At 32.6% G+C, this 26053-nt stretch carries 29 protein-coding genes and 1 tRNA gene; 11 read left to right on the forward strand and 19 right to left on the reverse strand.

Going from position 1 to position 26053, the window contains the following annotated elements; all coding sequences use genetic code 11:
- The first annotated feature begins 148 nt into the window (after positions 1–148).
- Positions 149–388, forward strand: a complete 240-nt coding sequence (locus tag Q4Q47_RS13850) for a GIY-YIG nuclease family protein (RefSeq protein ID WP_303307241.1) — start codon at positions 149–151, stop codon at positions 386–388.
- Positions 379–453, forward strand: a tRNA-Pro gene (locus tag Q4Q47_RS13855). The genes Q4Q47_RS13850 and Q4Q47_RS13855 overlap by 10 nt, the downstream gene beginning before the upstream one ends.
- Positions 454–1006: 553 nt before the next feature.
- Here Q4Q47_RS13855 and Q4Q47_RS13860 read toward each other — a convergent pair.
- The 3 genes from Q4Q47_RS13860 to Q4Q47_RS13870 all read right to left on the reverse strand — a co-directional run bounded on the left by Q4Q47_RS13860 (position 1007) and on the right by Q4Q47_RS13870 (position 3674).
- A complete protein-coding gene (locus Q4Q47_RS13860; protein ID WP_303307242.1) occupies positions 1007–1240 on the reverse strand; it encodes a hypothetical protein in 234 nt (77 codons plus the stop codon).
- Between the two features lie 15 nt (positions 1241–1255).
- Positions 1256–2512, reverse strand: coding sequence for a S8 family peptidase (locus Q4Q47_RS13865; RefSeq protein ID WP_303307243.1), 1257 nt, complete (start codon positions 2510–2512; stop codon positions 1256–1258).
- 721 nt (positions 2513–3233) lie between these two features.
- Positions 3234–3674, reverse strand: a complete 441-nt coding sequence (locus Q4Q47_RS13870) for a winged helix-turn-helix transcriptional regulator (RefSeq protein ID WP_303307244.1) — start codon at positions 3672–3674, stop codon at positions 3234–3236.
- An 87-nt stretch (positions 3675–3761) separates the two neighbouring features.
- Between Q4Q47_RS13870 and Q4Q47_RS13875 the strand changes: the two genes are divergently transcribed.
- Positions 3762–4118: a nuclear transport factor 2 family protein gene (locus tag Q4Q47_RS13875; RefSeq protein ID WP_303307245.1), complete on the forward strand. Its 357-nt coding sequence runs from the start codon at positions 3762–3764 to the stop codon at positions 4116–4118.
- Between the two features lie 359 nt (positions 4119–4477).
- Here the strand turns inward: Q4Q47_RS13875 and Q4Q47_RS13880 are convergent, their stop codons facing one another.
- Positions 4478–5251, reverse strand: a complete 774-nt coding sequence (locus Q4Q47_RS13880) for an FRG domain-containing protein (protein WP_303307246.1) — start codon at positions 5249–5251, stop codon at positions 4478–4480.
- Positions 5252–5532: 281 nt separating this feature from the next.
- Here Q4Q47_RS13880 and Q4Q47_RS13885 point away from each other — a divergent pair, with 281 nt between their 5' ends.
- Positions 5533–6234, forward strand: coding sequence for a uracil-DNA glycosylase family protein (locus Q4Q47_RS13885; protein WP_303307247.1), 702 nt, complete (start codon positions 5533–5535; stop codon positions 6232–6234).
- A 146-nt stretch (positions 6235–6380) separates the two neighbouring features.
- Here the strand turns inward: Q4Q47_RS13885 and Q4Q47_RS13890 are convergent, their stop codons facing one another.
- On the reverse strand, positions 6381–8237 hold the full coding sequence (locus Q4Q47_RS13890) for a hydrolase/aminopeptidase (protein ID WP_303307248.1): 1857 nt from the start codon (positions 8235–8237) through the stop codon (positions 6381–6383).
- Between the two features lie 179 nt (positions 8238–8416).
- Here Q4Q47_RS13890 and Q4Q47_RS13895 point away from each other — a divergent pair, with 179 nt between their 5' ends.
- The 3 genes from Q4Q47_RS13895 to Q4Q47_RS13905 are packed head-to-tail and all read left to right on the forward strand — an operon-like array spanning position 8417 to position 10157.
- Complete coding sequence (locus tag Q4Q47_RS13895) at positions 8417–9712, forward strand: DEAD/DEAH box helicase (RefSeq protein ID WP_303307249.1); 1296 nt, start codon at positions 8417–8419, stop codon at positions 9710–9712.
- A 5-nt stretch (positions 9713–9717) separates the two neighbouring features.
- Complete coding sequence (locus Q4Q47_RS13900) at positions 9718–9927, forward strand: DUF6500 family protein (RefSeq protein ID WP_303307250.1); 210 nt, start codon at positions 9718–9720, stop codon at positions 9925–9927.
- A gap of 5 nt (positions 9928–9932) precedes the next feature.
- Complete coding sequence (locus tag Q4Q47_RS13905; RefSeq protein WP_303307251.1) at positions 9933–10157, forward strand: VF530 family protein; 225 nt, start codon at positions 9933–9935, stop codon at positions 10155–10157.
- Positions 10158–10223: 66 nt separating this feature from the next.
- Here Q4Q47_RS13905 and Q4Q47_RS13910 read toward each other — a convergent pair whose 3' ends face one another.
- The 14 genes from Q4Q47_RS13910 to Q4Q47_RS13975 form a co-directional block, all read right to left on the reverse strand.
- Positions 10224–11735: an MGH1-like glycoside hydrolase domain-containing protein gene (locus Q4Q47_RS13910; RefSeq protein ID WP_303307252.1), complete on the reverse strand. Its 1512-nt coding sequence runs from the start codon at positions 11733–11735 to the stop codon at positions 10224–10226.
- 82 nt (positions 11736–11817) lie between these two features.
- Positions 11818–11976, reverse strand: a complete 159-nt coding sequence (locus tag Q4Q47_RS13915) for a hypothetical protein (RefSeq protein ID WP_303307253.1) — start codon at positions 11974–11976, stop codon at positions 11818–11820.
- Positions 11973–12296 carry a hypothetical protein gene (locus Q4Q47_RS13920; RefSeq protein ID WP_303307254.1) on the reverse strand — a complete coding sequence of 108 codons (324 nt, stop codon included), beginning with the start codon at positions 12294–12296 and terminating at the stop codon, positions 11973–11975. Before Q4Q47_RS13920 ends, Q4Q47_RS13915 begins: the two co-directional genes overlap by 4 nt.
- An 11-nt stretch (positions 12297–12307) precedes the next feature.
- A complete protein-coding gene (locus Q4Q47_RS13925) occupies positions 12308–12766 on the reverse strand; it encodes a tRNA (cytidine(34)-2'-O)-methyltransferase (RefSeq protein WP_303307255.1) in 459 nt (152 codons plus the stop codon).
- Positions 12767–13113: 347 nt separating this feature from the next.
- Positions 13114–13782 carry a leucine-rich repeat domain-containing protein gene (locus tag Q4Q47_RS13930; protein ID WP_303307256.1) on the reverse strand — a complete coding sequence of 223 codons (669 nt, stop codon included), beginning with the start codon at positions 13780–13782 and terminating at the stop codon, positions 13114–13116.
- Positions 13783–13836: 54 nt separating this feature from the next.
- Positions 13837–15903 carry a beta-N-acetylhexosaminidase gene (locus Q4Q47_RS13935; protein WP_303307257.1) on the reverse strand — a complete coding sequence of 689 codons (2067 nt, stop codon included), beginning with the start codon at positions 15901–15903 and terminating at the stop codon, positions 13837–13839.
- Between the two features lie 115 nt (positions 15904–16018).
- Positions 16019–16783, reverse strand: a complete 765-nt coding sequence (trpA, locus tag Q4Q47_RS13940; RefSeq protein ID WP_303307258.1) for a tryptophan synthase subunit alpha — start codon at positions 16781–16783, stop codon at positions 16019–16021.
- A gap of 57 nt (positions 16784–16840) precedes the next feature.
- A complete protein-coding gene (locus Q4Q47_RS13945; RefSeq protein ID WP_303307259.1) occupies positions 16841–17125 on the reverse strand; it encodes a GIY-YIG nuclease family protein in 285 nt (94 codons plus the stop codon).
- 42 nt (positions 17126–17167) lie between these two features.
- Entirely contained in the window at positions 17168–18349 is a 1182-nt protein-coding gene (trpB, locus tag Q4Q47_RS13950; protein ID WP_303307260.1) for a tryptophan synthase subunit beta, read from the reverse strand.
- 69 nt (positions 18350–18418) lie between these two features.
- Entirely contained in the window at positions 18419–19141 is a 723-nt protein-coding gene (locus tag Q4Q47_RS13955) for a phosphoribosylanthranilate isomerase (protein WP_303308477.1), read from the reverse strand.
- Positions 19142–19237: 96 nt separating this feature from the next.
- The gene (gene trpC / locus Q4Q47_RS13960; protein WP_303307261.1) at positions 19238–20020 is read right to left on the reverse strand and encodes an indole-3-glycerol phosphate synthase TrpC; all 783 of its coding nucleotides are present in this window, start codon (positions 20018–20020) and stop codon (positions 19238–19240) included.
- A gap of 67 nt (positions 20021–20087) precedes the next feature.
- Positions 20088–21080, reverse strand: a complete 993-nt coding sequence (trpD, locus tag Q4Q47_RS13965; RefSeq protein WP_303307262.1) for an anthranilate phosphoribosyltransferase — start codon at positions 21078–21080, stop codon at positions 20088–20090.
- A gap of 121 nt (positions 21081–21201) precedes the next feature.
- Positions 21202–21768 carry an anthranilate synthase component II gene (locus Q4Q47_RS13970; RefSeq protein WP_303307263.1) on the reverse strand — a complete coding sequence of 189 codons (567 nt, stop codon included), beginning with the start codon at positions 21766–21768 and terminating at the stop codon, positions 21202–21204.
- Between the two features lie 284 nt (positions 21769–22052).
- Positions 22053–23456: an anthranilate synthase component I family protein gene (locus Q4Q47_RS13975; RefSeq protein WP_303307264.1), complete on the reverse strand. Its 1404-nt coding sequence runs from the start codon at positions 23454–23456 to the stop codon at positions 22053–22055.
- 282 nt (positions 23457–23738) lie between these two features.
- Here Q4Q47_RS13975 and Q4Q47_RS13980 point away from each other — a divergent pair, with 282 nt between their 5' ends.
- The 4 genes from Q4Q47_RS13980 (at position 23739) to Q4Q47_RS13995 (ending at position 25954) form a co-directional block, all read left to right on the forward strand.
- Complete coding sequence (locus Q4Q47_RS13980; RefSeq protein ID WP_303307265.1) at positions 23739–24284, forward strand: TlpA disulfide reductase family protein; 546 nt, start codon at positions 23739–23741, stop codon at positions 24282–24284.
- Positions 24285–24381: 97 nt separating this feature from the next.
- Complete coding sequence (locus Q4Q47_RS13985) at positions 24382–25005, forward strand: thioredoxin family protein (RefSeq protein WP_303307266.1); 624 nt, start codon at positions 24382–24384, stop codon at positions 25003–25005.
- Between the two features lie 225 nt (positions 25006–25230).
- Positions 25231–25548 (forward strand): rhodanese-like domain-containing protein, encoded by a 318-nt coding sequence (locus Q4Q47_RS13990; RefSeq protein WP_303307267.1) that lies wholly within the window; start codon positions 25231–25233, stop codon positions 25546–25548.
- Positions 25549–25558: 10 nt separating this feature from the next.
- Positions 25559–25954: a rhodanese-like domain-containing protein gene (locus Q4Q47_RS13995; RefSeq protein WP_303307268.1), complete on the forward strand. Its 396-nt coding sequence runs from the start codon at positions 25559–25561 to the stop codon at positions 25952–25954.
- Positions 25955–26053 lie beyond the last annotated feature (99 nt).

Genomic DNA, 26053 nt, shown 5'->3' on the forward strand with positions numbered 1-26053 from the left:
TATAAAAAATGGTGTAACGAATAAAAAAACTATATTTGCAATCCTAAAATGATAACCAATTTGGGGGTGTAGCGTAGCCGGTTATCGCGCCGCGTTTGGGACGCGGAGGTCGTCACGCTTGAGGCGTGACCACCCAAAACGAGAAAAGATGATCGTTTATATATTATATAGCGAGAAAAGTTCAAGATATTACGTAGGTCAAACTACGGATATTGAAAAAAGGTTGAAAAGACATAACTTAGGTATAGTGCCATCTACAAAGTATGGTGTGCCTTGGGAATTAGTTTTGCAAATTGAAGTTTTATCACGTTCAGAAGCAATGATTTTAGAACGTAAAATAAAAAAGAGAGGAGCAAAACGATTTATAGATAACCAATTCGGGGTGTAGCGTAGCCCGGTTATCGCGCCGCGTTTGGGACGCGGAGGTCGCAGGTTCGAATCCTGCCACCCCGACGAACCTAGTAATAGGTCACAACAAAACACTGTTAATCGTATGATTTTCAGTGTTTTTTGTTTTTATGCATTTTTTTGATGCCAAATAAAAGCATTTAAAACGAATCCATCCCAAAATAAGGGCTCTACAATTATTTAGACCAAGTATATCAAACTGCTCTAATGCCATAAACAACTTATAGAAGAAGGTAAAATCATATCCTCAGATACCATCAAGTCCAGATATCTTGAAGAAGACGATAATAGTAAAAACCTTAAAAGAATTATAATGTAACCTTCTTTCAAATTTTATACTCTTGGTTGGCTAATATTTCGCTAAGTTAGGAAGCTTTGTTGAGCGGGATTACATATAAGGAGTACAAGAAAGTTATATAATGTTGAATTATTGATCACGCCGCAGCGTGACCAACATTTCAACACTCCAAAAGCAACACTATGAGATAATTAAAATATTAATTTTGAAGAACTATGCTAGTGTTTTTTATAGGAGTTTGTTTGTTAGCAATAGTTAATTTTTTCTGAGAGTTAGATGATTATTTGAGAGTAACTTTTTCTACTGTATTTCATTTTCTGGTGGACTTATTTTTTGAGATACATCGTCTGTTAATGTCAATATTTCTTGATGTTTTTTGAGTTTTTCAATTTTATTTTCATCGACTACTCCCGTAATTATACCAAATTCAAAAACATTTTCGATAACTAAACCATCTTGACTTAATAAATTAACAACCGAATTAATTCTATCTAGGTGATCCTCAGAAATAGTTATGATGACATTTTTTTTCATAAATAATAGTTGTTTTTATGGGGCAATTGATAACCCTGACCCAACGTCGATGTTTAACAAAGGTAATCTTTTTGCTAAAATCCTTAACTCATTTATAATTTGATAAGGTGTTGCATTTGGTGTTTTTTCCCAAAGTAAAGCCAATATTCCAGCAACATGTGGTGTAGCCATACTTGTACCTGAGATAGTTCTATATCTCATTGGGACAGGCCACGAAGAGTACACCATTACTCCAGCAGATGCAATATCTATTTGCTGATTAGGGTTAATTGATCTATTTGAAAAGTCTGCTACATTAAAGTTCATGTCAATTGCTGCAACAGATAAAATGGAAGGACAATTTGCTGGACTGTTTACTGGATTAAAGATATTCCTTGAACGTCTACTATCATTTCCCGCGGCCGCTACTAATATACTACCTTTGGATAAAGCATGCTTAGCAATTCGTTCGTATGCTTGATCATATCCTTGACCAGGGAATACATTTGAGCCTAAAGACATAGAAACTACTTTACAGCCATTATTTACAGCCCAATTAATTCCATTCAGAATCCAAGATTGAGCGCCACTTCCTTGATTACTTAATACTTTTCCTGCATATATAATCGAATCTTTAGCTACACCATATCGTTGACCATGCATGTCTGAATCACCACATGCTGTTCCTATACAATGTGTGCCATGTCCATGTCTGTCTTGCACAGTTTGATTATTTACAAAAGAGTTTGAGTTTATATTTCTTCCGATAAAATCTGGATGCTGTAAATCAAATCCGGTATCTAAAACGGCAACTTTAATATCCTTCCCTGTATAACTTGAATTCATTGTCTCCGTTGCGCTTATACCCCAAGTAGAAGAAATATTCATAATAGAAGGAATATCATCTGGCACATATACAATTTTTTCAGGCTCAATAATAAAATCATTTGATTCGGATTCAAGTATTTGAATTTGATCTTCATCTCCATCTATTAGAGCTATTCCTAAGTGTTCATAAATAAGTGCATCTGCATTTTTAAGTTTTGACTCATTAATAGCTTCATCCTTAAAATCATTTGTTGATGCCATTTTGAAACCTAATTTGTTTTTAAAAGTTTTTCGAATTTTAGAGAAACTTTTTCCTTCATCTAGGGTTACTAAATATCTGCCCGTGTAGAGAGGTTTCTGATCATTTGTATTTTCATAAACTTCTTTGACGAATTTTTCATAAGAAGAGATTCGCTCATTATTTTCTTTGAGAAACGTTTGTTTTCCTAATATTGGCTTTTTCATAATATCTGTATTGGTTTATGACCAAAGTACTAGTCAATTTGATTCATTTCAATACCCATTAAAGGGTATTTATAATTATTGCTAACGTGAGTGAGTGTGGTTAATTGTGTTGGTAAGAACTAAGTTAGCAAAAGAAAAGGAGTCAAAGGAAAAACCGTAGGATTTCAGAGTAAACACAGAACATGCAATTTAGGACACGTTGTGCCTGTTGTACAAGACTAATATCTTTAGTTATACAAGGCAAAAAAGACTACCAAGAGAAACTTTATCGACGATTAAGGTCAGTATTAGATTTTGGTTTCCCGTATGTATTAACCAAACCTTATTATGGAGAAGGCGGACAAAAGAGTATTGGTTCCGTGGTTTTCTTTAGACTATGAAAAAAAGATCTGTACGCTCATTTAGAAAGACTTCGTCATATTAGTGCGGTGGATAAAAAAAATTAACAAGAAAAGCCAAGCCCAATTACATGGGAAACCCCAAGGCTTTATATGGCGTAATTATGTAGCCGATAGAGGTTATGCTAAAGCGATGTGTCATTTAGTTTTGTATAAAAGCCTTAATTAGTCTTTAAATAAAGCCCATAGCGCTCTGTTAATTTTGTAAAAACGATATTAAATCTAAAAACAAAAGCTTCTTAAATTGGAGCTTTTGGATTAAAATTTATGCTTTTTAGTGCCTTGTACAAAGATTATCATTGTTGTGGGGAGTTTATATTCCGCTAGCAAAAATTTTTATTATTAAAACTCCTTACCGATTCTGCTATATCTTTTATCAGAGTATCTTTATCATTCCATATTCTATCCAAAATACTAATCCTTTCTTCTGGAATAAGTAAAGTTTCATCATTTTGAAACCCCCAAGCTATCATTTCAATAAGAATTGGAATTAAGCCAATTCCCTTTTCAGTAAGTTGATACAATTTTTTGGTTTTTTGATGTTCGTACTTTTCACTAGTTATAAAGCCATTTTCTTCTAATTTTTTCAATCTATCAGACAAAATATTTGTGGCAATGCCTTCTCCAGATTCCAAAAATTCATTGTAGAAATGAAGTCCGCTAAAAACTAAATCCCTAATGATTAGTAGTGACCATTTATCTCCAAATAAATCTAATGAGCTACTTATAGGACATTCTGACCGCTTTTTAATATTTTTTTTCATTTACTTGTTTTTTGCAAGTTAATTATTATATTTGTTTAACTTGCTTTTTGCAAGTATCAAAATTAAGCATTTTAAAACAAAATAAAAATGAACAGTATAAAAAACTCAATTGAAGTAGTAGAATCTTTTTTTAGTGCGATAAACGAAGGAAATTTTGAACAAGCTAAAAACTATATGGCAGATAACCATCAATACACCGGACCTATGTTTTCAACAAACAACCCTGATGAGTATTTTGAAAAATTGATGGCTTTTGAAATGGAGTTTGCAGTAGAAACTCAGGATATGGTTGTAGCGAAAAATGCGATTACGCATTTATCTCTTCTCAAAATAGTAAACCCAGTGCAAGCTACAATTCCCTGTTGTGAAGTATTTAATGTAGAAGAAGGGAAAATTACTCGACAGCGTTTTTATTTTGACACGAATTTATTTCCAAGCAATTAAAACTAATTTCTTTGAAACTTAGATTATTCAAATCATAACAGAAAGTAATTGATCATCATCGATTGTACGCTATAAAATGGAATCAGTAAATGCGAAGATCTTCATCATTGACTTTTCCGAAATTATAAAAATAGTAGACAATAAAATTCAATACATTCAAGTGTTTTTTGATACGGCTAACTCTATGGGTTTCTTTTTCAATGACCTTTAGCCCAAGCAGTACTTTAATTATCAACAACACGTTTGTTTATGGTTTGTTGCGTGTCTTAAACAAATACAAACCAAATAGAAAATCCGCGAGGATTTTCGTAAGAAGGCTATAACTAGCAATAAATTATAGGGCACGTTGTTGACAATAGTTATTTTGAGTTATCATTCCATATTTTATTCAGCATCTCCAAAATCTTTTCTTTATTTTCTTTACTTATTTTTCCGTATGCGAAGTGGTTTTTTACAAAACTTTCAAGTTCGTTAGAAAAGAAAAATCCTATTTCCTTCTCACTTGGATAAATCTTATCCGATTGGTTTTTTGCGTATACAATATCCTTCTTAGATTTTATAAATTTATACCACTTGATTTTGAAATGATTGTCTAATCCTGAATCTTTTAAATCGCTAATTCCTCTCTCATGTTTTGCACCAAAAGCAATTTGATTTTTCGGTCTTTTTGCAAAGGGGTGTACGGATAAGTCAATAACTTTATAATATTTTGAAAGTCCAATAGTGTCAGCAACACAAATTGTTCCAATTTCTTCATCATAATTACCAAGATGCGAAAATATTACAGCAGTATCAAAAGAAGGGGAGATGTCAAAAATATCAGTTGGAAATCCGTAATGTTGAAGAAATCCTTCTGCAATATCTCTGTCCATATTGCTTGCCTTAGAATGATATTCTGAAAAAATATCTTGAAAATCTAAGAAAGGTGAAACGTAATAGAATGGATTCATAGACTTTCCATCTTCAGCCGTTAAAAAACGTTTCATCGAAGGTTCAGTTTTAGAGTACCATTTGCTTTCTCCTCTTAGCATTAATTTTTTGTCCTCTAGATTCTTACTCAAATCACTATTAAAATCGATTTCTATTTGCTTTTTACAAGCATCTAAATTTTTGAAAATCTCTTGGTTTATCATTGCCCTCTAATTATTGCCAATTATATAAACACAATATTGCGTTTATTTATATTATATATACAAATGTAGCTGTATTCTTATAAAATTGATTTGATATTATACCGATTTTATTACTTTTAAGAAATCATTTGACTGAATCCCTTGTAATAAATATTTAGAGACTTCTTATTAGAGCTTAAAAAGAAGTCAGGGTGTGATGCGAATCGATTATGAATTGAATAAAAATTTAAAAGATTCCCGCCGCAGTTTATCTTGAGCGGAGACGAAAGGCGGGAATGAAGATGTTTAAACACAGACACCCATACAAACCATTTATACAAAGCGATACGACTAAGCTCATCGTTGGAACCTTACCACCTCCACGATTTTCAACGGGAGAGCTTTTAGAAAAGGACGTTGATTTTTGTTATGGTAGTTATTACAATTCGTTGTGGTTATTTATTGATAAAATTCATGATTTAAATTTACGTTACGATAACTCGCAAGAAGCTATTGAACAACGTAAACAGTTTTTAATTAAAAATAAAATAGGCGTTTGCGATATTGTTGAAAGTGCAGAACGTGAAAAAATTGATGCGTCCGATTTAGGAATGCAAAACATAAAACTTCGAGATGTTGTTGGATATTTAAAGCAATACCCAACTATAGATACCGTGTTATTTACAGGCGGAAACAGTAAAAATGGCCCAGAATACTTTTTTAGAAAGCATATAAGAGATTATAAAATAAAATTAGAATTGGTGAATAACGAGATTCCTAGAATTCACCAATTTGAACTACCTGTTAGGTTGAGCGCCCGCCTGCCGGATGGGCAGGCAGTTGAAACTTCATTAAGAATTATCAAAACAGTGTCTTTAACTTCGGGTTCTGGTGCTGCTAATATTTCAATAAGCAGAATTCCTTTGTACAAGCAATTAAAAGCCAAAAACCCGAAATTCAATACGTTTGATTTTAGGGTTATGCAGTATCGTGAATTTCTTTGAACAACACTTATTTACTAGTCAGCCGTCATGTCGAATGAGGTACGATTGAGGTATTGCATTACCCAAGTTTGACTATTATGGATTATGGAATTTCTTACTGTGTTCGAAATGACAAAGAGCTGACAACTAGCATATAATATCAATTATTATTTACCCTGTATAAAACCCAATAAATTATCAATGGTATTAGTTGTTACTGAATGATAATTCGGTCTGGCTTTATTATAAATAGCTAAAGCAACATCTGTTTTGCCATTCCTTTTAAAGGCTTTGTAAATGGTAGAAACATACCAACGTCTACCCACTTTAATTAAAAAATCTTCAATTTTAGTATCAACATTATTTCCGTGATAATTATGATTAATAGCTTGTTCATACCAAACCATGGCGATGTATGAATTATTAGAGTTGGTTAAATTGAAAACTTCATCAATCATAGCTAAATGTTCTGTTTTAATATCATCAGGGAAATTTCGAACAAAGTGCACCCACTCTTGAGTTGTCCAATCTTTAGTAAGTGTTTTATCTATCATATTTGTTTTAACAAACTGCTGAATTGTTTTTTCAACCGTTTCGAATTTATCAGAAGAAATGATAGCTTGATTATCAGGGATGCCCGCAGTATAAACCCACTCGTCTGTATTAAAGGTTATATTATGCTTTTCTAATAAGTTTTCATTTAAAAACGTAATGAATTTTTCGGTATTGATTGTTGAAAATGCATGTTTTTGAAAATAACTTTTTAAGAAAACATCAAATTTTTCGCGACCAGCTCTTTCTTCTAATGTTCTTAAAAAGAGATACCCTTTATCGTAGGCAATACTATTCATACCATCATCAGGGTTACGGCCTTTTAAATTTAGTTTCAGCTTTGTATCATCGGGAGACTCTTTAAAGCCCTCTATTTCTTCTTCTAAATCTTGTCTCCCAATACGAGCTAGCATATTGGCTCTATCTTTACCGTAAAGCGCTTCCATAATGCGCATTTCAAAGTATACAGTAAAACCTTCGTTAAGCCAAAAATCATCCCAGGTGGCATTGGTTACCAAATTTCCGGACCAGGAGTGTGCTAATTCATGCGCAATAAGTGATGTTAAGCTTTTATCTCCTGCAATGACTGTAGGCGTTGCAAAGGTTAATCGTGGATTTTCCATACCCCCAAAAGGGAAACTAGGAGGTAAAATAATCACATCAAATTGTTCCCAGGCATAGGTCCCATATAACGCTTCGGCAGAAACCACCATGTTTTCCATGTCCGAAAATTCATAATGTGCTTTTTCTACCATAGATTTTTCAGCATAAATCCCAGTTCGGTTACTAATGGCTTTATATTCAATATCTCCAACAGCAAGTGCAATTAAGTAAGGAGAAATTGGTTGTGCCATTTTAAAGGTGTAATGGCCGTCTGGTGTTTTTGTTTTGGGGTTTTCGGCACTCATAACCGCCATTAATTGAGAAGGGACTTGCACTTTTGCGTTATAAGTAATTCTAATTTGTGGACTGTCTTGAATAGGAATCCAGGTTCGTGTTAAAATAGCTTGTCCCTGTGTGAATAAAAAAGGATGTCTTTTATCAGCTGTTTGCTGAGGTTTTAACCATTGCAACGCTTCTGTTTTATGAGTGGTTTTATAAAAAATAGTAATATGTTTCGTATCACTGTTGATATCAATTTTTAAAGGACTTCCCAATTGCTCATCAAAATCACCTAAAGAAAATGAAGTGTCTTTACCATCTGCTTGCACATGTTCAATGGTTAAAAATTTTGAATCCAGAATAATTTGTGATGCCTTATTATTTTTAATTGAATAGGATGCTTTACCATGTATTATTTCATTATCAAAATCTACACTAATATCTAAATCGAGGTGTGTAATAGCAGCTTTGTTTGGTTGAGAAAAAGAATGAGGTTCTTCAATATAACTTAACATAGATGCATTTTTTTTGTTAGAACAACTTGAAGTTAAGAGGATTAAGCATCCTAATAGTAATGTGATTTTTTTCATATTAAATTTTAATATTTTAAACGGAGCACGAAGTTAGTCGTTTTTCTTTTAAAATCAATAATTAAAGGGAGATGGCAAAAATTAGCTGTACATTTGCGCTTTAATTAAAGGGATGGTGTATTAATTTATTATATGGTCATCTCACATTCCCTATAAATAGGGCTAGCCAAACAATTTATATGTCATTTAACTCATTAGGCTTATCTCAAGCCTTGCTAAAAGCGATTAGCAAAAAGGGATATACAACACCATCACCTATACAACAAAAAGCGATTCCACCTATTTTAGAAGGAAAAGATGTTTTGGCATCTGCTCAAACCGGCACAGGAAAAACGGCTGGCTTTACATTACCACTTTTACATTTACTTTCTGAAAACCCGAAGCAAAAATATAGACCAATACGTGCTTTAATTTTAACGCCAACAAGAGAATTGGCAGCACAAGTGTATGCTAATGTTAGAGAGTATAGTGAGTTTTTAAACCTAAGAAGTGCCGTTATTTTTGGAGGTGTAAATCAAAAACCACAGGTAGCAAGGATTCGTCAGGGTGTTGATATTTTGGTGGCAACCCCGGGACGTTTATTAGATTTAGAAAATCAAGGCTTGTTATCCCTAAAAAGGATCGAGATTTTTGTTTTAGATGAAGCTGATCGCATGTTAGACATGGGGTTTTTACGTGATATTGAGCGTGTTATAAAAATGATACCAACGAGAAGACAAAATTTGATGTTTTCTGCAACATTTTCAAAAGATATAAAGAAATTAGCACATGGTATTTTACAGCATCCGGTGCAGGTGGAAGCCACACCGGAGAACACCACTGTTGAGGCTATTAATCAGAAAGTATATCGTGTTGCCAAAGGTTTAAAGACAGGGTTAATTATTAAATTAATTTCTGACGGTAATTGGAAACAAGTGCTTGTTTTTACACGTACTAAACATGGCGCAAATAAGCTTTGTAAAAAGATGATAAGTGCTAATATTAGTGCAGCCGCTATACATGGAAACAAAAGTCAAGGTGCCAGAACAAAAGCATTGGCAGGTTTTAAAAATGGTAGCATTCGTGTTTTAGTAGCAACAGATATTGCAGCTAGGGGATTGGATATTCCATTGTTACCACATGTGATAAATTTTGAACTGCCTAATATTTCTGAAGATTATGTGCATAGAATAGGAAGAACAGGTCGAGCAGGAGCTAAGGGAGAAGCTTTGTCGTTAGTAAGTGCCGATGAAACAACTTACTTGCGGGATATTGAAAAATTGATAGACATGAAACTTCCTGTAGAAATTATTGAAGGTTTTGAACCCGATCCTAATGCTTCAACAGTTCCAGAAAAAAGACAACAAGGTGGTGGTAGAAACAGATCCAGAAGCCATTCTGGTTCTAGAAATTCAAAGGGAAGTGGCCAAAAAAGTAATAATTCCAGACGTTCCAAGAGACCTAATGACAGGCGCAATAACGATAGAAGAAATTAGTTATCATGAAGAAAATTCTAAAAGATAAAATTATTGAGGTTTGCGATAAAAAAATAGCACAGAAAGGTCCAAATGTTGGTTTGTCTTTTTATGCTTTTTTCGCCAATAAAAATGATAACCCAGAGTTACTTATGGAGGCTGCAAGCTGGTGGATTATGGAGCATAAGCTAGATCATTTTGAGAAAGCTGTAAAGATTAAGAGTTTGGTAGAATAAGCTTTATGGAGGTACAACCCAATAACCCGTTACATGGTATAAAACTGGAACAGATCATTAACGATTTGGTGGCGCATTATGGTTGGGAATATATGGGGTACACCGTTAAAATTAGATGCTTCACTGATAACCCTTCGGTAAAATCGAGTTTAAAGTTTTTGAGGCGTACACCTTGGGCAAGGACAAAAGTAGAAGCTATGTATTTGGACATGCTACGAAAGAAAAAATAAATAGTTGATTTTTAGATATTTGCGCAATTATTATTTATTGTTATACTCTGAAGACATCATGTTCTTTTATAATTTAAAACTATTTATCCCTTCATTTACAGTGTAATTGATCTCATTAACTATTAGAGTGAATTTATTGTTTGCTTTTACTTTTACGATACCATTTTCATAGATTATGTCGGCAATTACTTCTCCAAAAACAAGGTTTTTTATTCCTTGAATGCCTTCTTTATGTAGATTCCATTTTACCGTTTTATTTTGAGCATTGATGTCGTAAAAACCAATAACGTTTTCAATCATTAGAGAAATGGGGCCTAATGCAGACCAACCACAAAAGTCAGGTCTTACATCATTATCATGAATTGTTTGTGCTGGTTTTGGTTCAGTTGGACTGTAGCATTCCCATATCGTATGTGGTGTATATTGTTGGTATGTCTTTGACATATGATCAATTATAGCTAGGGAATTAGCATGTGCTAATTCAAAATAGCCGTATTTTTGAATTGCTTTTATTCCCATATAAGCAGTTGGCAGCCATACTGAACCTCTCCAATACCCTCCTCTAGGATCAAAATCTATATCGTTTCGAGGAACTGTAGTCCAAGGGACTCTTCCTCCTAAGGTTTCAGGATTTTTAATATGCTTTACCATTCTTTCGGCTTGTGTGCTGTCGCACATTTCAGCAAGCATTGGCCAATAAGACGCTGGAGTAATTAATTTCATTGGCTCCAATGTATTTTTATTTATGTCGTAATAAATGCCATCCTCTTCATCCCAATAAAGCTTATTAACTTTTTGTTTAATCACATCATATTTTGATTTCCATATATTTGCCTGCACATTATCTCCCAAACTTGTAAATAATTTATAAATATTTAAAGCACTAAGACCTTGTTGCGCAATGGCATCAACCCAAAGCATATCAGGATTATTGGGACGATTTTTTTTTGCAGATACCCCTTTTCTTCCTCTAGGAGTGTTATCCATACCACTACGACCTCCTTCCCATAGGTAACCGTTAGGGTCTTTTTTAATCCATGTTTTGGCGCTATTAGCGATTATAGTTCCTTTTGACACAGTATCAAACCACTCAAAATGTTTTTGCAGGTATTCTTTTTCATAGAGTAGTTTTTTAACATGTTTTGTATCACTAGAAAACTTATAAAAATCATATTCTGTCCAAGCAAATAAAGGAGGATTGTCCGGAATTTCTATTCTTAACGGAATTTCTAAATTATCATGTATAGGCGCATAGAAATTACTTAAAGACTCTATCGCTGGAAAATTATGTGAGGCATATTTAAAGAAATGAAGCATAAATGCAGTATCCCAAATCCATATTGTGTTTTCATCAAAAGCCTCATCTATATATGGGCTCTGGGCAAGCCCATCAAAACTTTTAACATGTTCCTTTGCCAAGTCCCACGCTTTGTTATATAGAGTTACATAATCTGGATTTAAGCTATATACAATTGTAGGTATATTATTAGGTTTGGCAGGAGAGGCGACAGTTTTATGTTTATTGTTGCAACCAATTAGACATAAAATAGTTAAGAAGGAGTACAGGAATTTTGTCATTTGTTTATTGATACTTTTATTGTGATATTAAGTACAATGCTTAGATATGGTTTCGTTTTAATGAACTATATCGGTTATATTGTTAATAACCATTTTTTAATTTTTCGATTAATTCTTCAATTTCAAGGATGGACATTTTTGTTACACATTGAATACATGAGTCATCAGTTCCGATTATTAAAGTTCCCTTTTTGTCTTCCTCATAACCAGCTTGTTTTATTGAAAAAGTTAGAGGGTTCATGTCTTTAGTTTTTTTCCATCTTTAAACCAACCGTAGTTGGCTTGGTAAGTTACTTTTTGTTTGTCAAAAACAATTGTTTCATAGCCATAAGTATTCCATAAGGAGATTCTTAGCATGTAAAACCCCATAAGACCAAATAGTCCTATCCAAATTAAAAAACCAAAATGAAATTGATATCCCATCGAAATCGATAAAGCTATTCCCATCAATGGAGAAAAAAAGAAAAGAAAAGAAAACAGAAACATAACTGACCTTATAAAAACAGGTGATTTTCTAACCTTTAATATTAATTGATTATTGTTTATTTCGTATGACTTCATTTTTTATTAATCTAGGACTGTTGCAATTGTTTTAACCCCTCATAAACTACAATACTAACGGCATTTGCTATATTTAAACTTCTAACATGTTTACTATACAAGGGAATTTTAAAGAGCTTATTTTGATTCGCTTCAATAATGGGCTTAGATAAACCAACGGATTCTTTTCCAAAGATTAAAAACAGATGGTCTTCAAAAGGAATGTCCCAATGGCTTTTATTTCCGTGACTGGAAAGAAAAACCATTTTTTGATTTTTATTTTTCTGGAAGAAATGATCTAGACTATCATAATAAGTCACCGATAAATGTTGCCAATAGTCAAGTCCGGCTCTTTTCAATCGCGTATCGTCAATTTCAAAACCAAAAGGTTTAACAAGGTGTAAATGTGAGCCAGAAGCTAAAGCTAATCGTCCAATGTTTCCTGTGTTATTAGGTATTTCAGGTTCTACCAATACTATGTTTAAAGGCATTTATATTATTTTGTGTTATCTTTTGTAAGATACGTTTTAGGTTTGGTATTACTTAGAGAAAACCTAAGTTTTTAGTGGTATAATTATTAAGAAGTTGTACACTATGTTTAGTCGAAAATCAATGAGGTTAATGAATAGATGATTTACTTTATATTTAATATTAGAGGTCTAAAAAGTCTTTATAATTTGATTTGTCAGGTTGAGCCAGTCGAAACCGATATTGATTATCAATAAGTTAAAAATATTTCGACAAAGCCTGTACTGAGTTTATCGAAGTGCTCAATATGACATCTAACTTACTTTTTAGACCTCTTTACTGCTTTTATAACTAGTGAATTAAGAAATGTCTATTTGGTTTTATTATTATAAGATGTATTAGGGTCTTTGCACCACCCTTTGTAATTTGATTTATCACAGATTGGATAGGTGTTATTTTCATTGTCTACTTTAATGGAAGTCAAATTTGGGTTATCGTATGACCACATAGATCCCATGTTTACATTATTCCCATTTTTAATATTTAAACTAGTAAGTAGGTTTTTGTAGCAATATAAAACTTCAAGCTTCTTATTTTTACTAAGGTCTAATTTTGTTAATTTATTATCTCTAACCCCTAGCTTTTTAAGATTCTTGTTCTTCTTTAGGTTTAAATGAGTTATTTGATTATCATAACAATATAAAACTTCAAGATTTTTGTTTTTAGAAACATCTAAGTTTTTTAATTGATTATCATGACAATATAGTTTTTTTAGGTTTTCAAACTCTTGAATTCCTTCTAGAGAAGTTATATCTTTAAAACTAACATTTAAAAATTCTATGTTTTTAATCTCATTAATTTGTATTTTATTATCGTTGTTTATATCTACATCACTGTCTGGTTTTCCATCTCCATCGCTATCTATACAATTAGAACTTAATAAGGCTTTTTTAAATTGATTATCTGGGATATTCACATTTTGTCCTATAGAAGAGAGTGCAACAAGTAAAAAAGCGTAAAGGAAAAATAGTTTTCTCATATATTATTTTAAGTTTAATGTGTGAATGTAAAATGAAACTTATTCGTTTCTTTTTTATTTAGGTTCCACTGCACTAAAAGGTTTATATGGGCTTAAATTAAAAGTGAAATTACCGTGAGAATCTGTGCCATCTTTTCCTTTAACAGATGCTCTTACTTTATATTTAGAATTAGGGTTGTAATTGTCTACTTTCAAATGGTATAAAAAGGTTTTAGTTCTACTTGTTCCTCTATATTTATTTGCTAAACCTTCATGTTGGTCTGTAGAAATTATTTTATCATTTTCTAATAACTCTACTTTTTCTATATCCATAAAGTTTTCACCTCTGGTGTAGAAAAAACCAGCAATTATTCTTCCATTTGCATAAACTTTTTTAGTCACATCCCATTCTATATTAGAGAACTCTGTTGTAAGTTTCTCTGGCGACCAGTTTCCTGAAATGTATCCACCTTCTTTATAATAATCAACTTTTAGTTCATCTAATCTAGAGTAGTGCGATTCTAAACGGTTTTTAAAATCATTAAAATTTCTTTCTCCTTTTTGTATCCACCCAATTTCTGCAACAGCAAGAAGTCTAGGGAAGTTTTGAACATTCACATCTTTAACTTCTTGAGGGATGGCTGTCCACATATTCGCTTGAATCCCTAGAAGATAATGTTCGTTAGTTTCGTTTAATCCTTTGGAGGGTTCATAAGAATAGATTTTTTCTAACGAATTAATATTACGGTAAGCTAAGTCCGACATGGTACCATCATTTCTATTGGCTTGTGTAATATCGAAGTATAAATATCCCGTAGGTGTCCCTACAGTATAAAAACCGTTTTCGGCAGCCTCTTTAATGGCATGACTACCTAACCAAGACATAATAGCTGTTCCTCTTATTGGGTCGTGATCGCCTTCTAAAATATCGTTCCATCCAATAGGTTGTCTTCCTTTGGATTTAATAATATCGCAAACTCTAGCAACAAAATAAGATTGTAATCCTTTGTTAGATTTTAAGCCTTTCTCTTTAATAAATTGTTGAACATGCTTTGACGCTTCCCAAACACTAAACTGTACTTCATCTCCACCAAAATGAATGTATTTAGAAGGGAATATAGCGGTTAACTCCTCGAAAACATCATTTAAAAAGGAGTATACTTTTTCGTTAGTTGGATCGAAAGTATTAGGTGTGCGTTGATTTTTCCACATGCGCCATGATGCTAAAAAAGGAAAAACAAAAGAAGGGTTTGTATCTTGATTAACACTTAATTCTGGGTAAGAAAGCATTGCAGGCCAGCAGTGACCGGGTAAATCAATTTCTGGTACAATAGTTATATTTCTAACAGCGGCATAGGCGACTAAATCTTTTAGTTGCTCTTGAGTGTAATAACCACTTCTTTCTTTGGGTTGGTTAAACCTTTCTGGGAAAATTGTAGATTGAGGGCTTGTTAGCTTAGGATATTTCTTAATCTCGACTCTCCAACCTTGATCGTCGGTAAGGTGTAAATGAAAAACATTCATTTTATAAAGTGCCATCACATCAAGATATTTTTTTAGAACATCTATATTGTAAAATGTTCTACTAACATCTTTCATATAACCTCTCCAAGAAAAACGGGGTTTATCCTCAATTGAAACACAAGGCATTTTCCATTCTACATTTTTAACAATAGTAGAGCTTTGTGCGGCACTAGGTAACATTTGTAAGATGGTTTGCGTACCATTAAAAAGACCTGCAGATTCAAACGCTTCTAGTACAATTTCTTTATTAGAAACATTTAGTTTGTAACCTTCTGTTCCTAATTCTTTTAAATCTTTATTAAGAATTAGTTTAATGCTATTATCGCCAGTATTGACCTTTACATTAAATCCGCTAGTTTGATTAATCTTAGAAATAAATAAACCTGCAATTGATGCTATTCTATCATCTTGAGATTTGATTTGCAAACCAGTATTTTCATGAATAAAAAAAGCGCCTTTTTTAGAAACTAGTTTTTCAGGTTTTGGAATAATATTGACATCTAATATTGTCTCTTTATACTTCTTACTTAAGTCTTTATTACAGGAGGAGACTCCAAAACAAATACTTATAGTAATTACTAAAATGAAATAGTTTTTCAGGTTTTTTATTTGTGCCATTTTGCCTTGTTACTTAATTTTATAAAAATTTTGTCTGCTAAGCTAAATAATTGCAGTAATTATTATTATAAAATTAAGTTAAAGGTTTGACGGTCTTTAACTCTTGTAAATGGTATTAATTTAAAATAGACTTGACAAATTTGTCAATACTGTCTATACTTTCATTGGTGACATACTTTACAAATGCACTTCCAATAATGGCGCCTTTAGCATATTGTGTCGCTTGTGTAAAGGTTTGATTATTACTAATGCCAAATCCAACAATTTGAGGGTTGTCAAGATTCATTTTTGCAATACGTTCAAAGTACTGGGTCTGCTGGTTTCCAAAACCAACTTTAGCTCCCGTTGTACTGGCACTACTAACCATATAAATAAAACCATTTGAAATGGAATCTATATAGCGAATACGTTCATCACTGGTTTGCGGTGTTATTAAAAACACGTTTGTTAAGCCATACTTTTCAAAAACAGTCTGATATTTTTCATGATATACATCTACAGGTAAATCGGGGATTATTAAACCATCAATACCAATCTCTTGACATTTTTTACAAAAAGCTTCAACACCATATTGGAACATAGGGTTAAAGTATCCCATAATAATTAAAGGAATATTAACCGATTTTCTAATGTCTTTTAATTGATCGAACAGCACTTCGGTTGTCATACCATTTTTTAAAGCTTGTGTGGAACTTGCTTGAATGGTTGGACCATCTGCTAAGGGATCACTAAAAGGTAATCCTATTTCGATCATATCAACCCCATTTTTTTCTAAATCTTGAATGATGGAAACGGTGTCATTAATACCTGGATAACCTGCTGTAAAGTATATAGAAAGTAACTTTTTATCTTCTTGTAGTTTTTGATTTATTCTGTTCATTATAAATGAATAGTTTTTTCATTTCCGCGAAGGCGGAAATCTGTTTAATATTTATTTTTAAATATATTCTGAAAGGTCTTTCCAATCAGGGTTTATACTGTTTATTAGATTGATTTTCCATTCTCGATTCCACTTTTTTATTTGTCTTTCTCTTTTTATAGAATTATTCACATATTTGGTTGTCTCAAAATAAACTAACTTGTCTAGATTGTATTTTCCGGTAAAACTTTTTAAACTATTATTTTTATGTTGTATTAAACGTTGTTTTAATTGTTTTGATCTACCGATATATAATGTCGTATGATTTTTATTAGTTAATATGTAAATATAATGGATGTCCATGGTTTGATGATAAGATTTCCATCTTCACGGAAATACAAAAAATCAAAAATTAAAATAATCTATATAGTTTTCTAAATCTTTATCACCACGGCCAGACAAGCTTACCACAACAATATCATCGGGTTTAAATGTTTTTTGTTCGAAAATAGCTAGTGCATGAGAGCTTTCTATAGCAGGAATAATACCTTCTAATTTACATAGCTCTAATCCGGATTTCATTGCTTCATCATCTGTGATTGCCATAAATTCTGCGCGCCCTGTTTTGCATAAATGTGCATGCATAGGGCCAACACCAGGATAATCTAAACCTGCCGAAATAGAGTAGGGTTCTGTTATTTGACCATCATTAGTTTGCATTAATAAGGTTTTACAACCATGTATAATACCTTCTTTTCCTAAAACAGATGTTGCAGCACTTTCACCGGAATCAATGCCTAAACCAGCAGCTTCTACAGCAATAATATTAACATCGTCTTCATGTAAATAATGATAATATGTTCCAGCTGCATTACTTCCTCCTCCAATACAAGCAACTACATAATTAGGATTCTCTCTGCCTTCATGTTCTTTTAACTGCCATTTAATCTCTTCTGAAATAACTGATTGAAATTTGGTTACCATGTCCGGATAGGGATGAGGTCCGATAGCAGAACCTATAATATAATGAGTGTCTACAGGATTGTTGATCCAATCTCGAATAGCTTCGTTGGTGGCGTCTTTTAAGGTACGGCTTCCAGAAAGTGCAGGTACCACAGTAGCTCCTAACATTTTCATTCTGGCTACATTTGGAGCTTGTCTTTTAATATCGATTTCACCCATGTAAACAATACATTCCAATCCCATTAAAGCACAAACGGTAGCCGTTGCAACACCATGTTGCCCTGCCCCGGTTTCAGCAATAATACGATGCTTACCTAAGCGTTTAGCCATGAGTATTTGACCAATAGTATTGTTTATTTTATGCGCTCCTGTATGGTTTAAATCCTCTCGTTTTAAATAAATTTTAGTTTTATATTTTTCTGAAAGGCGTGCTGCAAAGTAGAGAGGGGAAGGGCGTCCCACATAATCTTTTAAAAGTTGATCAAACTCTTTTTGAAACTCAGGTTCGGCCATCACTTTAAGGTAGTTTTGGCGTAATTCTTCTACATTTGGATATAGCATTTCAGGAATGTATGCCCCTCCAAATTCACCGTAATACCCTTTTTCATTTACGTTATAATTCATAATTTTTTGTCATTCCCTCGAAGGAGGGAATCTGTTTAATTTTAGTTATAATTTATAATGGATTCCGCATCAAGTGCGGAATGACAAATGTTTTTTAAACTCTTTTAATTTCTCAATATTTTTCAATCCAGGTTCTATTTCGAATTTACTGTTTATATCTAAGGCATAGCAATACTTTGAAGCCTCACTTTGTTTGAATTTCTTGATATCTTCAATTTGATCTAAACCAATACCACCACTTAAAAAGAAAGGTTTGGTTGATGGGTAATTATTTAATACGTTCCAATCGAAAGTATAACCATTGCCTCCAGGTAATTTTCCTTTCGTATCGAATAAAAAATAATCGCAAACGTCTTCATAAGGTTTTAAAACTTCAAAATTGAATTCGTCTTTGATTGAGAATACTTTGATTATCTCAACTTGAACTGGCTTCAGGTTATTTTTGTGAGATGCTGAAATGAGTTCAGCATGATGATCTGTCTCTTTGGATGAAATTACCACGTCGCTCTGCTCCTCGTAATGACATCTCAATTTTAAACAGTATTCTGGTGATTCTTTCCCATGTAATTGAACTGCCTGAAGTTGATGCGTATTTATTTGTTCGATAACGTCTTCTAAATTTTCATTTACAAAAACGCCCACTTTTTTAATAGATTCTAGTAATTCTGGAATGTTGCCATCAAAATGTCTTGCAGATTTTTTATAAAATATAAACCCAAGATAATCTGGTTGCAAATCTGCAACTTGACTTATATTATCTTTATATTTCATTCCACAAACTTTTAGCCTCACCCCAACCCTCTCCGAAGGAGAGGAGGCTTTTTTTGTTTGAGATATGTTTCTTCTTTCTTTTTTCATTAGAGTAAGTGTTCTCCTCCAAAGGAGGAGTTAGAGGAGACTCTCTATAAATTGTTTTGCACTTTCACCTGCATTATCTGTTTTCATAAAGTTTTCTCCTATTAGAAAACCCTGATAGCCATAAGGCTTTAATTCTTTAATAGCTTCAATATTGCTAATACCACTTTCTGAAACTTTTACAAAATCATTTGGAATAAGAGCACTTAATGTTTTGCTAGTTTCTAAACTAACTTCAAATGTTTTTAAATTTCTATTATTCACACCTAACATATCCAACGAAGGCATCACAGATTTATGTAATTCTTCTTCGTTATGAACTTCTAACAAAACATCTAAATTCAAACGTTTTGCAAATTCTGAAAATTGCTTTATTTCTTCTCTGGTTAAAATGGCTGCTATCAATAAAATAACATCTGCACCATAGGCTTTTGCTTCTAATAATTGATATTCATCTATGATAAATTCTTTACGGAGTAAAGGTAAATGACAACTTGCCCTGGCAGTTAATAAATCGTCTAAAGAACCTCCAAAATATTTTCCATCAGTTAAGACTGACATACCACAAACACCAGCATCTTCATAACCTTTTGCGACATCTTGAACGTTTAGACTTTGATTTATTACTGATTTTGATGGCGAACGCCTTTTATGTTCTGCAATAATCCCTGAGTCGCTATGTCGTAAATTGTTAGCAAGAGAAATTGTTTCTCTTTCAAACAAAATAGATTGCTCTAATTGAGTTACTGGAATGAGGCCTTTACGAAGTGTAACTTCCTCACGTTTATCTTTTACTATTTTATCTAATATTGTCATTGTTCAGTGTTCAGTAATCAGTGTTCAGTTGGCAGTGGGAAAAACTGCTTACTACTTCTGCATACTATTATTTACTCATTTCTATTAATGTATCTAAACTCGCTTTTGCTTTCCCTGAAAGCAACGACTCTTTTGCTTGCTCAAACCCTTCTTTATGACTAATTTGTTTCGTGGTTGCTATGGCTAAACCAGCATTAGCACAAACGACATTATTCTGAGGTTCGGTCCCTTTCCCCTGAATAACATTTATGAATATTTTAGCGGCATCTTCTACAGTATTTCCTCCAAAAATAGATTCTTGAGTGATGGCAGATATTCCTAAATCTTCAGGCGAAAACATCGTTTCAGAATTATTAGAAATTACTTTGGTGTTTCCAGTTAAAGAAATTTCATCATAACCATCTAATGCATGAACGATACTATAATTTTTGTCTGTATTTTGATATAAATAGCCGTATAAACGTAACAATTCTAAATTGAAGACACCTACCATTTGGTTTTTAGGAAATGATGGGTTTACCATAGGCCCCAACATATTAAAAAATGTTTTGACGCCTAATTCGCGACGAATAGGCGCTACGTTTTTCATAGCTGGATGGAACAATGGCGCATGTAAAACACAGATACCGGCTTTATCAATAGATCGTTTTAAGAAATCTTCATCATTAGAAAATTTAATACCTAAATACTCCATAACGTTTGAAGATCCACAAGCAGAAGATACTCCATAATTACCGTGTTTAGCTACGTTAATGCCAGCTCCGGCAGATACAAATGATGATAAGGTTGAGATGTTAAAGGTGTCTTTTCCATCGCCACCAGTGCCACATAAATCAATAGCATTAAAGTCTTTTAAATCTATGGCAATACATAACTCTAACAAAGCATCTCTAAAACCACGTAATTCTTCAAGGGTGATGCTTCGCATCATAAAGACCGTCAGGAAAGATGCAATCTGACTTTGGTTGTACATACCATTAGATATGTTTACCAGTACTTGTTTTGCTTCTTCACTTGAGATGCTTTCGTGATTAATAAGTCTGTTTAATAAGTTTTTCATAAGCTCTCTCTGTCATTTTACGATACCTCTCCCAAAAGGAGAGAAATGTTTTGATTAATTTGTGTTTTTCGTTTGAGTAAGCACTGCTCACTGCTCACTGCATACTGTTTAGTACCGATAGCTAACTATTCAACCAGTTTTCTAATATTTTTTTTCCGTCTGGTGTTAATACCGATTCTGGGTGGTATTGTACGCCTTTTACATCGTAGGCTTTATGGCGCAAAGACATCACTTGTCCGTTTTCATCAAATGAAGTGGCTTCCAAACTATCCGGTAAATTAGGGTTGACAACCCAGGAATGATACCTACCAACTTCTATGTTTTTTCCTAAACCGTTAAAAATAGGTTCATCATCAACACTAATGGTCACATTTGTTGAAACTCCATGATATACCTCGTCTAAGTTTATTAGTGACCCTCCAAATACTTCACCAATAGCTTGCTGCCCTAAACAAACTCCTAAAATACTTTTAGTAGGAGCATACCTTTTAATAATTGGTTTTAATAGACCAGCCTCATCTGGAATACCAGGTCCTGGAGATAATAGAATTTTATCGTAAGGTTCTACATCATCTAAAACCAATTTATCGTTTCTAACAACAGTGACATCACAATTTAAATCTTCTAGATAATGAACTAGATTGTATGTAAAACTGTCGTAATTATCTATAACTAATACTTTCGTCATTTTTTTTCATTCCTGCGAAGGCAGGAATCTGCTTTTTAGTTAAACTTTTTTCTTTGTTCATTTTGTCTTGATACAAAACGAACCAAAAAATCATATCAAAATTAGGAAATTGCTAAAGCATCATTCGTTTTCGGAATTACGTGCTTAAAGCTTCGCTTTGCATCTCCATTCCTTCACTCATTATTTCTTGATTTTGACTTTTCCGACTGTGTCGGAATTTCAAGATTGATTTATATTTTAAGTTTCTATTTATATATTTTATTCTTTAATTTACGTCAATCGTCTCATATCTCTTCAGCTAATTTAATAGCCTTTGTTAATGCTCCTAATTTATTATATACCTCTTGTAATTCGTTTTCTGGATTAGATTTTGAAACTAACCCTGCACCAGCTTGCCAATGTAATTTGTGATTTTTACTTAAAAAGGTTCTAATCATAATGGCGTGATTAAAATTACCTTCAAAGTCCATAAAACCAATAGCCCCACCATAAAAAGAGCGGCTTGTTTTTTCGTATTGTTCAATAAGTTGCATCGCTCTGTGCTTTGGTGCACCACTTAACGTACCTGCAGGAAATGTATCGGCAACGACTTGCATAGTTGATGTGTCTTTGTGTTTTTGGCCAGTAACTTTGCTTACTAGATGAATAACGTGTGAGAAAAACTGAACTTCTCTATAAGTATCTACGGTAACATGGCTTCCGTGTCTGCTTAAATCATTTCTTGCTAAGTCCACTAGCATAACATGCTCCGCATTTTCTTTATCATCTTTTACCAATTGTTTTGCTAATTCGGCATCTTGAGAATCATTTCCAGTTCTTTTGAATGTTCCAGCTATGGGATGAATCTCAGCTTTATCATCACTCACAATAAGTTGTGCTTCCGGCGAGCTACCAAAAATCTTAAAGTTTCCGTAATCAAAATAGAACAGGTATGGTGAAGGGTTTATACTTCTTAATGCGCGATATACATTAAACTCATCACCTTTAAATTCTTGTGTAAAGTTTTTAGATAATACTAATTGAAATACATCACCTCGCGCACAGTGTTTTTTTGCTAGCTCTACATGTGTTTTATATTCATCATCTGCTAAATTAGACGTGATGTCTCCTTTTGAATAAAAATTGTATGAAGCAAAATTTTTAACCTTGATAAGGTGATCTATTTCATCAATATTACTTTCTGTATTATGACAATGTGCAAAAATGTAGGCTTCGTTTTTATGATGATTTATAGCAATGATGTTCTGATAAACCGCATAATAAACATCAGGGATATTTATTGAATTATCTTTTTTTGAAATCTCAACATCTTCAAAATAACGTACAGCATCATAAGCTAAATAACCAAAAATACCGTTGTTTATAAACTTAAAATCGGTGTCTGAATTAACCTCAAATCGTTTTGTGAATTGATGTATTTCTTCAGAGACATCCATACGATCCGTTATTTTGCTTTCTAATGAACTTCCGTCAGGAAACATTTGACTAATGAAGTCATTTTCAACCTTAATAGAAGCTATTGGGTTAAAACAGATATAAGAAAAACTGTTATCGTTAGCATGGTAGTCACTACTCTCAAGTAATATGCTATTAGGGTATTTATCTCTAATTTTAAGATATATACTTACAGGCGTAATAGTGTCTGCTAGTATTTTTTTGTAGTGTGTGTATAAACTATATTTTGTCATTAGTCTGAATTTATTTCAGTAATTTTTTAATTAAAAAAAGGCTTGTCGTGAATGACAAGCCTTTTTTGATATTTTAAGTTTTAAATATACTAGGTTTCCTTCACGAACGTAAGTTTCTGAAGTTCCACCACCAAGCATTATTTAAAATTGTATTCATTTTTACTTTTTGTTGGTTCAAATATAGAAATGAAAATATAAATACGCAATAGTTTGAAACATTTTTTATATAAAAGTTTGTTAAACTATAATATAGACATTGAAGTATTAATTAAATTTAAGGTTATGAAATTAAAATTACTAATTGTTGCAATATTGATAATAACAAGTTGCAAGCATGAGAAAAAAAGGGTTGCAGATAGTCGAGATATCACTAAGCAGGAAGTTAGCGATGAAATGAATTTGAGTGATGTTGTATTAGAGGTTTATGATTATAATGGTTTTGAAAAATTCTTGAATAAGAAAGATGATAAAATATATGTCATTAATTTTTGGGCTACCTGGTGTGCGCCATGTGTTAAAGAGTTGCCATATTTTGAAAAGCTAAATTCGCAATACAATGATAAAAATGTTGAAGTTATTTTGGTGAGTTTAGATTTTCCACATTTATATGAATCTAAGCTAAAACCATTTATAAAAAAAAGAAAATTAAAATCTAAAGTAATTGCCTTAGATGATGTGGATATGAATTCATGGATCCCAAAAGTAAATAAAGATTGGTCTGGATCTATACCAGCAACTATTATATATAAAAATGATGACAATAAATTTTTTGAGCAATCATTTACTTATGAAGCATTAGAGACAGAAGTTAAACATTTTTTAAATTAAATATTATGGAATCCCATAATAAGCATTTGACGAGCAACGGTTAGTATAATCGATATAATTAAAAGGTTACTAAGAATTAATTAAAAATTTTAAATAGATGAAAAAAGCAGTTCAAATAATTTCGGCGGCACTCGTTGTACTTTTTATAAGTGCATTCACAATGTATGAAACAACTACTACAGGAAAAGGTTACAAAATAGGTGATGTAGCTGAAGGCTTTTCACTTAAAAATATAGACGGTAAGATGGTGTCGTTATCAGATTATAAAGATGCAAAAGGTTTTATCGTAATATTTACGTGTAACACATGTCCATATGCTGTTATGTATGAAGATAGGATTATTGCTTTAAACGAAAAGTACGCTTCAAAAGGTTACCCTGTAATAGCTATTATGCCTAATAACCCGGATATTAAACCTGGAGATAATATGGAAGCTATGAAAGCACGAGCAAAAAGTAAAGGATTTACTTTCCCTTATTTAATTGATGAAGGGCAAAAAGTGTATCCTAAATATGGCGCTACCAAAACACCGCATGTATTTTTATTGCAAAAAACAGATGCAGGTAAGGTTGTAAAATACATTGGAGCCATAGATGATAATTATAAAGATGCTTCAGCAGTAAAGACGAAGTACGTTGAGCATGCTGTTGATGCTCTTTTAGCAGGAAAGAAAGTTAAACAAACTGAAACCAAAGCTATTGGTTGTTCTATTAAAGCATAGTATTAACTTATCATTATGGTAATAAGGTTTCTGTTGAAATTGGCATCCTAGCGAAATCATAGATTTACGAATACAGCCTTAATAATCATATAAAAGTTAAGAACAAAACAGGAATTTTAGTATAATTAACTATTTATAGAAAAACTGAAGTGTAATACTTCAGTTTTTTTTCGTCTATAATTTTAGATGTATTAATTTTGCACATACATATTATATTATACAAAAATGGAAGATTTAACACAAGAAGAATGGGCATCACAATTGGCTGATGATAATAACGCCATAGTATTAGATGTAAGAACTGATGCTGAAGTTGCCGATGGTATTATACCAAATGCTATACATATTGATATATACCAAGGACAAGAGTTTATTTCAGAAATCGAAGATCTGGATAAAAGCAAAAATTATTATGTTTACTGCCGTTCTGGTAACAGAAGTGGACAAGCATGTGCCATCATGGAAGAGTTGGGTTTTGAGAATGCTTATAATCTAGAAGGTGGTATTTTGGAGTGGGAAGGTGATTTGGTTGATTTAAATTAATAATGCATAAATGAAGCGGTTAATAATATTTTTATGCTCCATTTTTAGCATAAGTGCAACTAGCTGTAAAGAATCATCATCTAAAGGTGTGGTAAAAGTCGTTTCTCCCAAAATGGTTCAAACACTTTTAATTGAAAACTCTATACAGCTTTTAGATGTTAGGACGCCAAAAGAGTTTAAAGAAGGGCATATAGATGGAGCACAGAATATAGATTGGTTTTCTACTACTTTTGATTCAGATATCAAAAATTTAGATAAAACAAAACCTGTTATTCTGTATTGCAAATCGGGAGGACGTAGTGCAAAAAGTGGTAAAAAATTACTTCGTGCTGGTTTTACAGAAATATATGATTTAGAAGGAGGCATTACGAGATGGAAAAAAGCAGGCTTTGAAATAAAATTTTAGTAAAAAACAGCTAATTTGTAACAACTGCATATACTGTTTTTAGCCAATTAGATCATTCAACTACTTTTTGAGTACTTTACCTTTTTTATTTTTAAGAGA

Source organism: Flavivirga spongiicola, from assembly GCF_030540825.1.
Taxonomy (GTDB): Bacteria; Bacteroidota; Bacteroidia; order Flavobacteriales; family Flavobacteriaceae; genus Flavivirga; species Flavivirga spongiicola.